Source organism: Vasconcelosia minhoensis LEGE 07310 (assembly GCF_015207255.1).
Classification (GTDB): domain Bacteria; phylum Cyanobacteriota; class Cyanobacteriia; order Phormidesmidales; family Phormidesmidaceae; genus Vasconcelosia; species Vasconcelosia minhoensis.
The window spans coordinates 75,629-89,873 of the sequence record NZ_JADEXG010000008.1 but is presented as its reverse complement, the minus strand read 5'-3'; the positions used below and the strand labels follow the sequence as shown (position 1 = coordinate 89,873).

Annotated in this window: 14 protein-coding genes, 1 tRNA gene and 1 pseudogene; 9 read left to right on the top strand and 7 right to left on the bottom strand. The window is 59.2% G+C overall.

Annotated features, from left to right (window positions below):
- Nucleotides 1-14 precede the first annotated feature (14 nt).
- From IQ241_RS05385 to IQ241_RS05375, 3 genes are read right to left on the bottom strand one after another with little or no spacing between them, the layout of a single operon-like run.
- The gene (locus IQ241_RS05385; RefSeq protein WP_193905386.1) at nucleotides 15-623 is read right to left on the bottom strand and encodes a hypothetical protein; all 609 of its coding nucleotides are present in this window, start codon (nucleotides 621-623) and stop codon (nucleotides 15-17) included.
- Complete coding sequence (locus tag IQ241_RS05380; RefSeq protein ID WP_193905385.1) at nucleotides 583-1,926, bottom strand: urease accessory protein UreH domain-containing protein; 1,344 nt, start codon at nucleotides 1,924-1,926, stop codon at nucleotides 583-585. The genes IQ241_RS05385 and IQ241_RS05380 overlap by 41 nt, the downstream gene beginning before the upstream one ends.
- A 5-nt stretch (nucleotides 1,927-1,931) precedes the next feature.
- A complete protein-coding gene (locus IQ241_RS05375; RefSeq protein WP_193905384.1) occupies nucleotides 1,932-2,450 on the bottom strand; it encodes a hypothetical protein in 519 nt (172 codons plus the stop codon).
- 127 nt (nucleotides 2,451-2,577) lie between these two features.
- On the opposite strand from IQ241_RS05375, the gene IQ241_RS05370 reads away from it, so the two are divergent.
- Both IQ241_RS05370 and IQ241_RS05365 read left to right on the top strand, forming a co-directional pair.
- On the top strand, nucleotides 2,578-2,943 hold the full coding sequence (locus tag IQ241_RS05370; protein ID WP_193905414.1) for a TetR family transcriptional regulator C-terminal domain-containing protein: 366 nt from the start codon (nucleotides 2,578-2,580) through the stop codon (nucleotides 2,941-2,943).
- Nucleotides 2,944-2,947: 4 nt separating this feature from the next.
- Nucleotides 2,948-3,160 (top strand): annotated as a pseudogene (locus tag IQ241_RS05365) (cupin domain-containing protein); the annotation flags it as partial.
- A gap of 7 nt (nucleotides 3,161-3,167) precedes the next feature.
- Here IQ241_RS05365 and IQ241_RS05360 read toward each other — a convergent pair.
- Nucleotides 3,168-3,758, bottom strand: a complete 591-nt coding sequence (locus IQ241_RS05360; RefSeq protein WP_193905383.1) for a Uma2 family endonuclease — start codon at nucleotides 3,756-3,758, stop codon at nucleotides 3,168-3,170.
- Between the two features lie 78 nt (nucleotides 3,759-3,836).
- A complete protein-coding gene (locus tag IQ241_RS05355) occupies nucleotides 3,837-4,388 on the bottom strand; it encodes a hypothetical protein (RefSeq protein WP_193905382.1) in 552 nt (183 codons plus the stop codon).
- A gap of 156 nt (nucleotides 4,389-4,544) precedes the next feature.
- Between IQ241_RS05355 and IQ241_RS05350 the strand changes: the two genes are divergently transcribed.
- The 3 genes from IQ241_RS05350 to IQ241_RS05340 all read left to right on the top strand — a co-directional run bounded on the left by IQ241_RS05350 (nucleotide 4,545) and on the right by IQ241_RS05340 (nucleotide 7,503).
- The gene (locus tag IQ241_RS05350) at nucleotides 4,545-5,675 is read left to right on the top strand and encodes a geranylgeranyl reductase family protein (protein WP_193905381.1); all 1,131 of its coding nucleotides are present in this window, start codon (nucleotides 4,545-4,547) and stop codon (nucleotides 5,673-5,675) included.
- A gap of 111 nt (nucleotides 5,676-5,786) precedes the next feature.
- On the top strand, nucleotides 5,787-7,376 hold the full coding sequence (locus IQ241_RS05345; RefSeq protein WP_193905380.1) for a TM0106 family RecB-like putative nuclease: 1,590 nt from the start codon (nucleotides 5,787-5,789) through the stop codon (nucleotides 7,374-7,376).
- A gap of 53 nt (nucleotides 7,377-7,429) precedes the next feature.
- Nucleotides 7,430-7,503, top strand: a tRNA-Asp gene (locus IQ241_RS05340).
- A gap of 80 nt (nucleotides 7,504-7,583) precedes the next feature.
- Here IQ241_RS05340 and mraY read toward each other — a convergent pair.
- Both mraY and IQ241_RS05330 read right to left on the bottom strand, forming a co-directional pair.
- Complete coding sequence (gene mraY / locus IQ241_RS05335; RefSeq protein WP_193905379.1) at nucleotides 7,584-8,693, bottom strand: phospho-N-acetylmuramoyl-pentapeptide-transferase; 1,110 nt, start codon at nucleotides 8,691-8,693, stop codon at nucleotides 7,584-7,586.
- A 200-nt stretch (nucleotides 8,694-8,893) separates the two neighbouring features.
- Nucleotides 8,894-9,133, bottom strand: a complete 240-nt coding sequence (locus IQ241_RS05330; protein WP_193905378.1) for a DUF3134 domain-containing protein — start codon at nucleotides 9,131-9,133, stop codon at nucleotides 8,894-8,896.
- Between the two features lie 340 nt (nucleotides 9,134-9,473).
- On the opposite strand from IQ241_RS05330, the gene IQ241_RS05325 reads away from it, so the two are divergent.
- The 4 genes from IQ241_RS05325 to IQ241_RS05310 all read left to right on the top strand — a co-directional run bounded on the left by IQ241_RS05325 (nucleotide 9,474) and on the right by IQ241_RS05310 (nucleotide 14,200).
- Nucleotides 9,474-10,064 carry a PAP/fibrillin family protein gene (locus IQ241_RS05325; protein WP_193905377.1) on the top strand — a complete coding sequence of 197 codons (591 nt, stop codon included), beginning with the start codon at nucleotides 9,474-9,476 and terminating at the stop codon, nucleotides 10,062-10,064.
- Nucleotides 10,065-10,135: 71 nt separating this feature from the next.
- Nucleotides 10,136-10,936: a PD-(D/E)XK nuclease family protein gene (locus IQ241_RS05320; protein ID WP_193905376.1), complete on the top strand. Its 801-nt coding sequence runs from the start codon at nucleotides 10,136-10,138 to the stop codon at nucleotides 10,934-10,936.
- A gap of 418 nt (nucleotides 10,937-11,354) precedes the next feature.
- Nucleotides 11,355-13,439, top strand: coding sequence for a cation:proton antiporter (locus IQ241_RS05315; protein WP_193905375.1), 2,085 nt, complete (start codon nucleotides 11,355-11,357; stop codon nucleotides 13,437-13,439).
- Nucleotides 13,436-14,200: a precorrin-2 C(20)-methyltransferase gene (locus IQ241_RS05310; RefSeq protein WP_193905374.1), complete on the top strand. Its 765-nt coding sequence runs from the start codon at nucleotides 13,436-13,438 to the stop codon at nucleotides 14,198-14,200. Before IQ241_RS05315 ends, IQ241_RS05310 begins: the two co-directional genes overlap by 4 nt.
- The last annotated feature ends 45 nt before the right edge of the window (nucleotides 14,201-14,245 follow it).

Sequence of the window (14,245 nt, the reverse complement as noted above, 5' to 3'; positions counted from 1 at the left end):
TAGAATGTTTTGCCCTATTTGCGCTTGCCCCGGATGAGGATGGCCGCCACCCCAACCCCGCTGAGTACGGCTACTGCCACCCCGACCCACATGCCACTTGAAAACGTATTTTCTTCAGAAGTAGCTTCGGCCCCTTCTAGCTGAACCGATGCGGGTGACTCGCTGGGCAGTTCCGTTGGTGATTCCGCCGGTGGTGCTGCCGGTGATTCGACGGAGGATGCCGGTGATTCGGCTGGACTCTCGGGCGAGGTCGGGTCTGGAGCAGCGGTCTGCCCTGCCGCCACGGTCACGTCAAAGCTCAGCTCAAAGGGAGCAAAGTCGGCCTCGGCCTGCGGCGCGCCGCTGAGGACCAGTTCGTAAGCCCCGACCTGAGGAAAAACGATGTCTGCACCGGGAATGTCTTGGTATCCCTCGGCATCGACCGGCTTGAGTTCGGGTTCGAGCACTGGTGTATCCGGCTGAGAATCGACAAAAACGGCTAAGCGACAGTTGCAGTCCGCCAGCGGAATGGTCTCTCCGCCTCTATGGGTGAGAGCAAACCAGGCCAGGGCCGAATTGCCTGCCCGGGGCGTGTCAGTCGGCTCAATGTGAAGCGTCGCCCCCACGTCGGCGGCGACGTTCACTTTGTGAGCCAGGGTCGGGATGGGGAGCAGGGCGGTGGCAGCTGTCGCGATCGCCAGCAGCCTGCGGGGCCTTCGTCGATGATGGGGGTACATAGAATTTCTCCAGAGATAGCCAGCGCCAGAGCGGGCCAGAGCGGGCGGCGAGCATTCCCAGCACGAGAGCAATTAGGCTAAGGGACTGTACCTGATGGGTCCACGAGCGGGACAGGCTGCCCCAATAGTGGGAGCCGATCAGCAGGGTATGGGCGGCAGCTAGGATGGCTGCGGGAACGCTCAGCCGGTGCAGGCGTCGCCATTGTTTGCCCAGCCGGCGCTGCGCCCAGTCGAAGCTGGTTAGGGCGGCGGGCGTGATCAGCGCTAGGGAAACGGCACCCAGCCAGATGCCCCACTGATGCGTCGGCAGCATAAACGCGATCGCGCCTAGCTGCCAGCTCCAGGTATGCTCCACCATATGAAACACATGCACCCAGCTCAGCCCAAAGGCCCCCACCCCCAACACCCGCCGATAGCGCAGCGGCGCCGCCCACAGTCGGCTCAGGGGCCGGGCCAGCAGCGCCAGCAGCAGACAGCCCAGCGCCGCATGGCCGCTATAGTCGGTCATCGTATCGCCGGTGCGCAGCAGAATGAGAGACCCGATAATCACCGTCACCCAGCCGCCCAGCCGAAATAGCTGACTTCTGCGATCGCGGCTGAGCCAGGCCATCGAAACGCCGACCCCCAGCATCGCCGGCAGCGTACCTAAGCCAAAGGCCAGCATCGTGACGGCACCGCCAGCCCAGTGCTGGGTCTCTGCCGCCCGGAGCTGAGCCGCGTAGAGAAAGCCGCAGGGGATCAGCCCCCACAGCAGCCCCAGCAGCGCCGGTGTCCAGCGGTGGGGCTGCTTAGAGAGCCGCTGCATCCGCCGGTTCAGCCCTGCGTGCAGCGACTGCTGCTGCATCGGGTTGAGCAAAGGAATACTGGGCAGCAGACCCGGCCTAGCCTGGGTGAGGCCAAACCAGATCAGCAGGCTGCCGGTGAGAATCGCCACTGCCCGCCGCAGCAGGCTGCCAACGCCCGCCATCTGTCCGCCTGCGAATAAAACCGTGCCCAGCGCCCCAATCCCCGCGCCGACCAGAGCATAGCTGAGGATGCGGCCTAGGTTGAGCAGCGTGTGGAACCAGAGCTGCGATCGCCAATCCCGGCTTTCCGCCGACTGCGATAGGGCAAAGGCAGCCGTAATCGGGCCGCACATGCCGACGCAGTGGCCAAAGCTGCCGAGAAATCCGAGCGCGGCGATTAGCCCTAAATCGACAAAGCTGGGCATGGGGTCTATTGAGCGGGGTCTTCGGGTTCAGGGACTTCAATTATGACGCTATCGGCAATCACTTCGCCCCGGTAGGTCAGTTCCTCATGCCCGTTAGCGTTCAGGGTTACCCGGATCTCGTGCTCGCCGGGCTCCAGGTTCAGCAGATGAGACCAGGGGCCATAGATCCGCCGCACCATTTCACCGTCAATATAGAGATGGGCATGACCTTCAGAGGGATCGCTATTCTGGTTGATTGCTTCGGGGGCAAAATCGAAGTTGGTCACCGCCGCATGTAAGTTCCAGCCCCGCACCGGGTCGGGCGTGACAGTCAGATCAATGGACGGAACGGCAATGCCCTCGGGAATTTCTAAGGTCTCGTGGTGGTGCTCCTCCATATGTCCTTCCCCATGGCCGTCAGGAGTCATATCTACGGACGTCTCATGGGCTTCACCATGCTCTGTCACGTCAGCCAATCCAGGTAAGCCGAATCCGACAACCAGCAGGCTACTCGCCAGTATCATTTTGCAAAAACGCTGAACCATCGTTTTTTTACCTACTCAAAATCGACACTGCACATCAGCACTTTATCTTGAGCAAAGGTCGGCCCTACCGTCAAAAGACAGCCCGTCGTACTTCGCAATCATACTGACCGTACCTTGCCCTATCTAGCTGCGGCGCTACTGTAGGCTGTTTGAAGCGACCCTCAGCAGCGGCAACCAGGACAAAGCCTGCCTGTGCGGCATGATTGGGGCTGAGCTTGCCAGCTTAAATCATCCTGCCGTCGAGCAGGTGCGGGAGTTCAGTCAGAACAGCGAAGAGCGCATATCGACTATTCTCATGGAAGGCCGTCAAACCGGTGACTTCCGTTTTGTTGGCGAGGTAACTGCCCTAGCGGCACTGATCTTTGCCGCGCTACAGGGGGGATTGCTGCTTTCACGGGTTCGGGGAGGTGCTCAGAAGCTTCATCGTGAAATTGAGCAGCTCATTACCCTGGTAAAAACTGAATATTTTTTTGCCCGCCAAACATCTCGATAGGGCGACTTCTATTGTGCGCTATGCCGCCAACAGTCAGTTCTCGCCCCATACCCACTACGGTGGCGAAGAAATCTTTGTGCTAGACGGCGTCTTCGAGGACGAAAATGGGACTTACCCCAAGGGCACCTGGATACGCAGCCCCCACAGCAGCGTTCACAACCCCTTTAGCCGTGAGGGCTGCCTGATCTATGTCAAAGTTGGGCATTTGCCATCGTAGCCTGTAATTATGAGGTCTCAGAAGATTCGCTGGCTGCTAAATCAATGTCGTCATAGAGCCGCTCAATGGGAAAGGCTAAATCAACGCTGCTGAGGTGGATTTCTTGATCCTGAGCGTAAGGTGTTAATTCCCATTTGCCTTGCTCGTTCAGGCGAAATACATCAACGCTAACGAGATCGCTGCTGATCAAAACGTACTCTTGCAAGCTTTCAAGCCGCCGATACTGGGCGAACTTGCCGCCCCGGTCGTAAGCTTCAGTACTGGGGGAGAGCACCTCCGCAATCAGGCAGGGAAAACGGCAAAACTTAAGCGCCGCGCGATCGCGAGGATCACAGGTAACGCTGCCATCGGCATAGAGGAAGGGGCCATTTTCTGTGATTCCAACTTTGGCGTCAGACCCCAAAACTCGACAGCCCTTACCCCTGAGATGATTTTTGAGCAGCGCTGTCAGGTTAACGGCAATCTCGCTGTGAGGCAGAGTGCCCCCCGTCATGGCAAAGACCTCGCCATCAATATACTCGTAGCGAATCTCTTGAAGGGGTTCCCAATCCAAATACGCTTGAGGGGTTAAGAAGGGATACTGAACGGCAGCCGTCATGGTTAAACGCTCTCTGTAAACCGCGAGAAGCCTGAGTCATCATGCTTACACCCTAACATTAGCTTGGCGCTGCCTTTCTCATTGCACTGTTCTATTCAGCTGAATCAGCGTCTGCAACTGAGCGGTTAGGCTAGCCTCAGGTTCAACTGCGCGGCCCGGCGCAAGTAGAACCTGGTCGCGGAGCTGCTGGAGCTGCTGATGGGTGGCGACTAAGCGATCACGCTTCGCCTGGGAAGGCTGCTCGGTTAAAGCCACCACGGTATGCAGTACTTCAGTCAGCTCGGGATACAGCGCCGGTTCCTGGGCCGCAATTTGGCGGGCCGATTCATGGCAGGACAGGGCCAGCCGCTGGAACTCGCGGCGTGCGGCAGGGTCCATTATCTGGGTATGGCGGGCCGCGCCCAGCCACCGCCGAAACACATCCTGATCGAGCAAGTTTCCTGCTGACGGCACAGCTTCCCGAAACTGCCGGAACCAGGCCGCTACCATCGCCGCTGCAATCAGCCCGCCCAGGGTGACCGAGGCCGGATGAAAAGCCGTTCCGATTAGCAGCAGCAGATAGCCGATGCCAGCGCTAGCGAGCAGCCAGGCGGTTTGGCGATAGCGGAAGGCGCGGCTCCAGGGGATCATGGGGTGATGGGGTGATGGGGTGTTCGTGAAGCGTCGCCTTAGGTATTGGGGAAAATAGGGTCGGAGTTTTATTTCGAGCAGGGGACTGCCATAGCTTAAAATCAAGTGACGCTTTACTCCCCCACTCCCCCACTCGATCACTCCCCCACTCCTAACATGTTCGACTGTATCATCGTCGGCGCTGGCCCTGCGGGGGCGACGGCTGCCTACCATCTGAGCCGCCGGGGCCGATCGGTGCTGCTGTTAGAAAAGGCCGCCTTGCCTCGCTATAAGCCCTGCGGCGGTGGGGTGTCGCCCCAGGTGGCGCAGTGGTTTGACTTTGACTTTGAGCCGGTGATTTCGCAGAAGGTGACGCGGGTTCGCTATAGCTACAAGATGCAGGATATCGTCGAAACCGATTTGGGGACAGCTGAGCCGATCTGGATGGTGCGGCGAGACGAGTTTGACCACTATCTGGTGAAGCAGGCGCAGCGGCAGGGGACGACCTTGCAGGATGAGACCAAGGCGACGGGGATTGCGTTTGAGCGCGATCGCTGGCAGGTGCAGACCAGTCGCGAGCCGGTGCAGGGGCGCTACCTGATTGCGGCGGACGGGGCGCGGGGCCCGGTGGCCCGGTGGCTGGGGTTTCGCAACCGGGTGATGACCCAGGGGGGGGCGGTGGAGACCGAGCCACGGCTGCCGGTGATGGAGGGACATATTGCCCATTTTGAATTTGGCCTGCTGAAGAACGGCTACGTTTGGAATTTTCCCAAAGCCGACGGCTACTCCATCGGCAGCGGTGTATTTCGCTTATCCAAGCGGAAGTCGCGCGACCTGGTGCAGCCGATGGCCGACTATGCTGCCCAGTTTCAGGTAGATGTCAGCATGACTCAGCAGCATGGTCATCCGCTCTGCCTGTGGAACGGCGACCAGGTGCTGCACAGCCAGAATGCGCTCCTGGTGGGCGAGGCGGCGAGCGTCGTCGATCCGTTTACGGCGGAGGGCATTCGTCCCTCGATCTTTAGTGGACTGAAGGCGGCGGCGGCGATTGACGGCGCGATCGCGGGCGACCCCAATGCCCTGGAAGGCTATACCCAAACCATGGCCGCAGAGCTGGGCAGCGACCTGCGCTGGGCGGGGCGGCTGGCCAAGGCCTTCTATGCCGCGCCCGGTCTGGGCTATCGGGTAGGAATCAAAAGTCCTAAGGGAACGGCCCTGATGGCTCAGGTACTCTGCGGCGAGCTGCCCTACTCGGCGGTGGTGCAGCGAGCCCTGCGACGGCTGAGCGGCGGGCTGTTGACACGTTAGCCGTGCCGGGTACAAATGCGCTAGGGTAGAAGATAGAAGCAGCTGTAGCTGCGAATTTCTCAAGCTTTTACTCGCCCATGCCTGAATCCTGCTGCTATGCGCCGATAAAGCATGGTTTCTAGCCGCCCAGCGACCTCGGCTAGCACGCCTGCTCCGCCTCGCCTCGCGATAAATGGGGTAACGGCTGAGGTGAAGGCTGCAATCGCGCCCTCCCTGGTCTGGCTAAGCGATGAAATGCTGTTTCGCTATCAGCGCTGTCAGCGCCGCCCCTATCTGGACCAGCATGGCGATCGCAGCCGCCGCGACCCGCCCAGCGACTATCTGAGCAAAATTAAGCAGGACAGCATCGAGCATCGCCGAGCGGTGCTGGCTCCCTATCAGCCGCTAGAACGGCCGATTTATCCGGCCCGAGATTGGCAGGCCGGGGCGGCAGCCACGCAAGCGTTAATGCAGCAGGGCGCTAACTATATTCATCGGGGTGTGCTGATGGCTCCCGGCCCAGACGGGGTGCGCTATGTTAGCCAGCCCGATTTACTGTTCAAGCAGCCGGGCCAGTCCTGGCTGGGCGACTGGTGCTACGTGCCGCTCAGCATCAAGCTGGGGAAAAAGCCCAAAGCCGAATATCAGACCGTCGCCACCTTTTATGCCTACCTGCTGGCCGAAACTCAGGGCCTGTGGCCGGAGACCAGCTGGCTGGTGCTGCGGGAAGGCAATGCCTATGCAATTGACCTACAGCGGCAGGTGCCCCGGCTGCAAGCGGCGCTCGATGGCTGCCTGGCGACGCTGCAAGCCGACCAGCCGCCCGAAATTTTTATCGCTCGCAGCCGCTGCGACCTCTGCGAGTGGTTTAGTCACTGCTATGCCCAAGCCCAGCAGCAGCAGCACCTGTCCCTCCTGCCGGGGGTGACGCTGTCGCGCTATCCCCACCTCCAGCGGGCTGGCATCACCACGGTCGAGTCCCTAGCGCAGACGCCGCCGACTGAGCTAATGCAGCTGCTGACGATAGAAATGCCCGTAGCCCAGAAGCTGGCGGGTCAGGCCCAGGCAACCCTGCAGGAAAGCGCGATCGCGCGTCCCCCTCGCCATCCAGAGCATGACTTTCCCCTGCGACCCAGCGACCTGCCTAGCGCTAGCGTCGAGCTTTACTTCGACATCGAAGCGGCCCCGGATAAAGACCTGATCTATCTGCACGGCGTTCTGGTTGTCGATTACGCCGCTCAAACCGAGACCTTCCATGCGCTGGTGGCTGAAGCTCCCGACGCTGAACAGTCGGCCTGGCTGGCGTTTCTGAACCTTGTATCCCAGCATCCCCAGGCGCCGATCTACCACTTCTGCCCCTACGAAGCCCATACGGTGAAGCGACTGAGCCACCAGTACGGCAGCGCGGGCGTTGATATTGAGTCGCTGCTGCATCGCTTTGTCGATATTCACCAGCGCATTACCGAAGCCGTTAGCCTGCCGGTGGAAAGCTACGCCCTGAAGCCGATTGCCCGCTGGCTGGGGTTTGAATGGCGGGATGAAGACGCCAACGGAGCGCAGTCGATCTGCTGGTATGACGACTGGCTAACGACGGGCGATCGCGCCTACCTGAATACAATTCTGCGCTACAACGAAGACGACTGCCGCGCTACCTATCGGATCAAAGACTGGCTAGTCCAATTTTCGATGCCCTTCTGGGAAAATCTAGCGCGATCGGAATAAATCCTGTTTGACAAAACTCACTGGACTCAGCACAATAGAGATCGCCTTTACGAGGGCCTGTAGTTCAACTGGTTAGAGCACCGCCCTGTCACGGCGGAAGTTGCGGGTTCGAATCCCGTCAGGCCCGTTAGTACAATCCAAAAATTAGTACAATACAAAAAAGGGAGAGAACGCTAACGTTCTCTCCCTTTTTTAAGGAATAGACAGCTAGGCCAGCAGGCCGAACGCGGCGGTCACTAAAACCGCGCTGATCAGGTAAAACACGCTGACAACTTGAATTTCAGTCCAACCGGAAAGCTCAAAGTGGTGGTGAATGGGGGCCATCTTAAACAGCCGCTTGCCCACGCCGTCGGGTCCCTTCGTGGCTTTATAGTAGCCGACCTGGAGGATGACGGACAGCGTCTCCGCGAAGAACAGCAGCGTCACAATCAGCAGGCCAAACAGGCTGCCGCTGAGAATGCCAACCGCGGCCAGTGCGCCACCCAACGCCAGGGAACCCGTGTCACCCATAAATACCTTGGCCGGATTGCGATTGTGCACCAGAAAGCCCAGGCAGGCCCCGCTCAGCGCCGCGCAGAAAATCATTAGGTCGGGGTTTACCGGTGCGACAATCGCAGCCAGACCTAGCAGCGCGATCGCGCCCGTCCCAGCCATCAAGCCGTCTACCCCGTCGGTCAAATTCGTAGCATTGCTTTCGGCCACTAATACAAATCCGGCCAGTGGCCAGAACAGCAGCCCCGGCGTCAGCGTCAGGCCCAGCGGCAGCGCTATGGTGGTGATGCTTATCGGCTGCGTCAGCAAGGCCCAGCTGCAAAACGCAATCGCCAGCCCAATCTGCAAACCCAGCTTCAGCTTTGGTGAAATGCCCCGGTTGGAACGGCGGCGCAGCACCTGCCAGTCGTCTAGCCAGCCAATCCCGGCGTAGGCCAGGGTCAGCGCAGAGACGGCCAGCACGTTGGGGGTGGGGCCAGCCCAGAGCAGAGCGACCGCGATCGCGGCTGGGATAAAGAAAATGCCGCCCATGGTTGGCGTGCCAGCCTTGATTAAATGGGCCTGAGGGCCGTCGGGCCGAACAAACTGGCCGGTTTTGAGGGCGCGCAGCAGGGGAAGGGCAACAATGCCCAAAATTGCCGATATGCTGGCAGCGGTAATCATCGGCATCGCAATGCCTGGAGACAGTGAGGGCAGCAGGGCCAGACTTCGCCCGGCAACCCAATCCAAACAAACGGCGGCGGCAATCAGCGCAACCGCTAAAATAGAGGAGAGGCCCGCACCCGAGAGCCCAGCTTGCTTAGTCGAAAAAAATCTAGCGTCCACAGAGAGAGTCCTTCACACACCACACATACCCCATTTCGTGCTGCTCTGATTCTCCGGGGTCGAGAGAGCCATTGCTAACCGCTTAAAACCTACGGTTGGAAAGATTTGCCCAAATTCTACGACGTTTTGTCAAATTGTCCAGGATTATTCCCAAATCGCTGAAAATAGTTGACGCATCGCCCGTTTCTGAGCTGGCCAGCCTAGTCGTCGTCCAGGGAGAGATCATCTTCCTCAAAATCATCTTTGCTGTTGCCAGTCACGAGATCGGCAAGCTCTTCGCTATCGGCCTCTTCTTCAGCAGGGGTTTCAACGACTTCGCGGGGTGACATGCGCCCCGTACTCTCCAGCCAGGTCAGGATAGAAGAATCCTGCTGTAGGGGAATGGGTGACGCGGGCTGATCGCGGGGAATCTGGCGGACGGAAGGATTGTAGTCGGTCATAGAATTTCAGAAATGGATTGAGCAAGTAGGTTAGACCTGGCTGGAGGCCACCTAACCTATATCTTCAGCTGTCAGCCAGCCAATACCGTACATTTTTTGGCTTTCTGAGTCAGAATATTCTGATCGTTGAACAGCAAGCCGGGATCAAGCCAGCAGACAGCCTTGTAAAAGATACCACCTGGATGGGATGTAGGTGTCCCGCTTTTGGTAGCTTTTTTTACAAAAACTGTCAATTGCTGCTTCAAAAAGCTTTATCAAATATTTCCTGCGGCTCTCGTTGCAGGCGTCATGGGCGTCGCCAGATAGCGCAGAATAGGACTAGGCGCTATCCCGGATCGCTATGTTAGGTAAAGCTGAACTCAAGGCCGCGATCGCGGGCAAAAATCGCGGCCTACTAGCTTCAGAAACCGACCGGCTGGCCATTGCCAGCGCGATCGCCAAACTCGAAGACCGCAATCCCCATTCCCGTCCGCTAGAGGAACCCGAGCTGTTAGACGGCGACTGGCGGCTGCTCTACACTACCAGCCAGGATCTGCTCGGGCTCGACGGCTTTCCTCTGGTCAAATTAGGTAATATCTATCAGTGCGTGCGGACCGCAGAGTCGGCCATCTACAATCTGGCGGAGGTCAGCAGCCTGCCCTACTGTGAGGCACTGGTCGCCGTTGCCGCTAGATTTGAGCCGGTCTCGGCGCGGCGCGTCAATGTACGCTTTAGCCGGGCCGTTTTTGGGCTACAGCGACTGCTAGACTACCGCTCCCCCGGCCAGTTTATTGCCCGCCTGACGGCTCAAGACAGGTTGAGCTGGCTTCAGGGCATTGATTTTGGCATTAATGCCGACCGCCAGCAGGGCTGGCTCGACATTACCTACCTCGACGCCGATCTGCGCATTGGCCGGGGCAACCAGGGCAGCCTATTTGTGCTGACCAAATAGCTGAATCCCTGCTCTAATCCCTAGCGATCCCCAGCTCCATCTAAACTATCGAACCCTCGACCCCAAACCCCATGCCGCCGCTGCTGCCGCTCTCCCAGGGACAACTGACGCTGTTCGAAGCCTGCGCTCGCAAATATCAATATATCTATCAGGACGGCCTAACCGTGCCCATAGGTCCAGAGCAGCAGGCTCGAACGGACTGGGGCAGTCAGTTTCACCAGCTAATGCAGCAGCAGGAGCTCGGTCTGCCGGTCGAGCCCTTGGTCACTGCTGACCCGGAACTCAGGGCAAGCTTCTCTACCTTGCAGCAGGCCGCGCCGGACCTATTTACCCCGCCTGCTGAAGGCGTTTTTCGTCAGAGCGAGCATCGGCGCACGCTGGTTTTTAAACACTATCTTTTAACCGCAATCTATGACCGGCTTATTCTGTCACCTGAGCGAGCTGAAATTATCGACTGGAAGACGCACCTAACGCCGCCGCCGCGATCTCGACTTCAGCAGGACTGGCAGCTGCGCCTCTATCTCTATGTACTGGCCGAAACGACCCAGCTGCCGCCAGAGCAGATCTCGATGACCTACTGGTTTGTCCGTCAGCGCGACTCCCAAACCCGTGAGCTGTCGCCGTCCTCTCACCGCTTTAGCTACGACCGGCGGCGCCATCGCCAAACCGAGCAGGATCTGACGCAGCTGACTGAGCAGCTGGATCAGCTGCGGCTCCAGGCCGAGCCGTTTCCTAAAGTGGCTCGGTCTAAAGGGCTGTGCAAAACCTGTACTTTTTGTATGCGCTGCGATCGGCTCGATCAGCCGCTCGACCTCACCTTTCAAGCCGCTTGCCAGCTGACACCTGAGACCGTAGCCGAGATTGCGCTTTGATACGATGGCCAATAATTTGAGCCTATTGGCCAGCAGTCACAGCCCATAGGTAGAGGTTATTTCAATAGCCAGGATTACGATTGAACGCAGCCCCGTACCCCTGTGGTGAGCAATCTGGTCAAGATTAGCCCCGTTTGCCGAGAATGCTATGCTTTGAAAACGTGGTCTAAACGGGGTCATCGGGAACCATCGACTATCAGCCCGTCTACTATCAGCTCAGAGCCGTAGCTTGAGTAAAACGCCTGACCCAGTCCTCGCCTATGGCGAACTAGTCTGAAGATATCTACGATTTGCTGAGTCTTTGCATGGTTTGTTCAACCTTATCCACAGCCCGATCCCTAGCCCCGGAACGGCAGTGGCTGGTCTTGCGCCAGTTCAAAGGAGCGAGCGCAGCGGTTCTGCCGTAGCCGCATCGCCTATGAACACCTCCTTCGACCTTACTTTGCAAATCGTGCTGACGGTACTAGCTGGCATCTCAGCCCAGGTACTGGCGGCCTATCTGAAGCTGCCCAGCATTATTCTGCTGCTAATATTTGGCGTTTCCCTCGGGCCAGACGGCATCGGTTTGCTCAATCCCAAAATGCTGGGCGTTGGCCTGGAAGTGATTGTCTCGCTCTGCGTCGCCCTAATTCTATTTGAAGGAGGCCTGAGCTTGGAGCTGCGGGAAGTGGGTAAAGTTTCGGGCAGCCTGCGCAATCTGATTACCCTGGGCACCTTTATTACGCTGCTGGGTGGCGGCATGGCGGCGCACTGGCTGGGCGAGTTTCCCTGGCCAATTGCCTTTCTCTACGCGTCGCTGGTGGTGGTCACTGGGCCAACCGTCGTGACGCCGCTGCTGCGGCAGGTAAAGGTCGAGCGCAAGGTGGGCACGCTGCTGGAAGGTGAGGGCGTCCTCATCGATCCGGTGGGCGCAATTCTGGCGGTAGTGGTGCTCGACATTATCCTCAGCGGCGATACGGGGCTGACGTTTATTGTGCCGGGGCTGCTGCTGCGGCTCAGCGTCGGGGCTGCCATTGGTGGACTGGGCGGTGTCCTGCTGGGCTTCTTTCTCAAACGAGCTCAGTTTTTATCGGAGGAACTGCGTAACCTAGTCGTGCTGGCGGGCCTTTGGGGACTGTTTGGACTGGCTCAGAGCGTCCGGGGCGAGTCCGGACTGATGGCGGCGGTGACGGCGGGGATTGTGGTGCGATCGCTATCGATTCCTGACGAACGACTGCTGCGACGATTTAAGGGACAGCTGACGATTTTTTCGGTCTCAGTGCTGTTTGTGCTGCTGGCCGCCGACCTCTCCATTGCCAGTGTGTTTGAGCTGGGTCGCGGTTCGCTGCTGACGGTGCTGGCCCTGATGCTGCTAATCCGACCGCTGAACGTCTGGCTCTGCACCTGGGATAGCGACCTGACCTGGAAGCAAAAAACCTTTCTCAGCTGGATTTCGCCCCGGGGAATTGTCTCGGCATCGGTGGCGTCCCTGTTTGCTATCCTGCTGACCGAGCGGGGGATCACCGGTGGCGATTCGATTAAGGCGCTGGTCTTTCTGACGATTATGATGACCGTGCTGATCCAGGGGCTGACGGCCCGCTGGCTGGCGCAGCTGCTGGGGCTGACGTCGGATAGCGCCACCGGCGTGGTGATTGTCGGCTGCAATCCCCTGGGTCTGATGATTGGCCGGCTGTTTAAAGACCGGGGCGAGTCGGTGGTGATCATCGATACGGACGAAGAAGCCTGCCGCAGCGCCGAGGCGGAGGGCTTTCGGGTCTACATCAGCAGCGCCCTCGATGCCAATGTGCTGGAAGACGCTGGGCTCAGTTCCATCGGCACTTTTCTCGCGATTACGAATAACGGCGAAGTCAACTCAGTCGTGGCCGACCGGGCGGCGGCGGAGTTTCAACCGCCTCGGGTATTTGCGGTGCTGCCCCGGGAGACCGATACCAATAATAAGCCCACCAGCCGCGATGCGCTGCTGCTGCCGCGGCTGTCGGTCAAGACCTGGAACAGCTATATCAAAGATAATCGCTATGAACGTGGTGAAATTCAGCTCACCCAGTCTCAGCTCGAAGCCCAGCGAGATCGCTTAAACAAGCTCATTCGCAACGGCGATATGATTCCCCTGGCCCTCCAGCGGGATGAAAAGCTGGACCTGGCGCTGGTCAACAGCGACTGGCGGGCGGGCGACCGCCTCACCTATCTGCTACACGACCCTACCCCGCAGCTGCTGAAGCGGCTCTCGGGCGGCCGGTCGCCTTCGCGGCTGGCGGTAGAACCGCTGACTAAAGCAGACAAAGCGGCGGCAACCGCCGAAACTGCGGCCAGTACGACTGTGAAAACAATGGCCGGCGCGGCAGCGGCAACGGCAGCAGCGGTAGACTCCCCAGCTGAAGCGGGAACAGACGCCGACGGCAGCGAACCGAATGAAACCGGACAGGGCTCAGACCAAAATGGCGCGGACCAAAATCCATCGCAAAATCCATCGGCGGTGGCGGCTGACCCCCAGATAGACCCTTGAAATCACCTGCCTTAGAGGCTAGCCTAGAGGCCAGCTTATCCCAGCATCGACCCGGCAGGCTCTGCGGCATCGGGGTCGGTCCTGGCGACCCTGAGCTGATTACGGTCAAAGCGCTACGCCGCCTCCAAGCGGCCCCCATCGTGGCTTTCCCCGCCGGGCTTAGGGGAGAGCCTGGGGTCGCCCAAAGCGCGATCTCGACCTGGCTCCAGCCCCACCAGCAGCAGCTACCGCTGACCTTTCCCTACGTTCAGGACGAGGCTATTCTGAAGGCTGCTTGGAAAACTGCCGCCGACCAGGTTTGGCAGGCGATGCAGAACGGGGATGTGGTCTTCGCCTCGGAGGGCGATATCAGCTTTTACAGCACCTTTACCTACCTGGCCCAGAGCCTGCTCCAGCAGCATCCCGAAGCGCAGGTTGAAGCCGTTCCAGGCATTTGCTCCCCCCTAGCAGCAGCAGCGGCGTTAGGCATTCCACTGACGGTGCGATCGCAGCGGCTGGCGGTGTTGCCAGCCCTGTATCAGATGGCGACGCTGGAAGCGGCCCTGGCCTGGGCCGAAGCCGTGGTTTTGCTCAAGGTGAGCTCGGTCTATGCTCAGGTCTGGTCTATGCTCCAGCAGCAGCAGCTGTTAGAGCATAGCTATGTGGTCAAACATGCCACAAGGCCCGACCAGATGATCTATGCTGGTCTAAAGGATTGGCCCGATTTAAAGCTGCCCTATTTTTCGCTGCTGATTATTCGCGTTCCCCATCGTAGACCTTAAGGAATGCGCGATCGCGCCCTCTCCCAAGGCGAATTAGCCCCTAAC

Coding starts and splice junctions, on each gene's coding strand:
- IQ241_RS05355 (WP_193905382.1), bottom strand. CDS start 4,388: ATGATCCCCTGGAGCCGCGCCTTCCGCTATCGCCAAACCGCCTGGCTG.
- IQ241_RS05330 (WP_193905378.1), bottom strand. CDS start 9,133: ATGACCGACTACAATCCTTCCGTCCGCCAGATTCCCCGCGATCAGCCC.
- IQ241_RS05380 (WP_193905385.1), bottom strand. CDS start 1,926: ATGCCCAGCTTTGTCGATTTAGGGCTAATCGCCGCGCTCGGATTTCTC.
- IQ241_RS05315 (WP_193905375.1), top strand. CDS start 11,355: ATGAACACCTCCTTCGACCTTACTTTGCAAATCGTGCTGACGGTACTA.
- IQ241_RS05320 (WP_193905376.1), top strand. CDS start 10,136: ATGCCGCCGCTGCTGCCGCTCTCCCAGGGACAACTGACGCTGTTCGAA.
- IQ241_RS05375 (WP_193905384.1), bottom strand. CDS start 2,450: ATGGTTCAGCGTTTTTGCAAAATGATACTGGCGAGTAGCCTGCTGGTT.
- IQ241_RS05360 (WP_193905383.1), bottom strand. CDS start 3,758: ATGACGGCTGCCGTTCAGTATCCCTTCTTAACCCCTCAAGCGTATTTG.
- IQ241_RS05345 (WP_193905380.1), top strand. CDS start 5,787: ATGGTTTCTAGCCGCCCAGCGACCTCGGCTAGCACGCCTGCTCCGCCT.
- IQ241_RS05350 (WP_193905381.1), top strand. CDS start 4,545: ATGTTCGACTGTATCATCGTCGGCGCTGGCCCTGCGGGGGCGACGGCT.
- IQ241_RS05325 (WP_193905377.1), top strand. CDS start 9,474: ATGTTAGGTAAAGCTGAACTCAAGGCCGCGATCGCGGGCAAAAATCGC.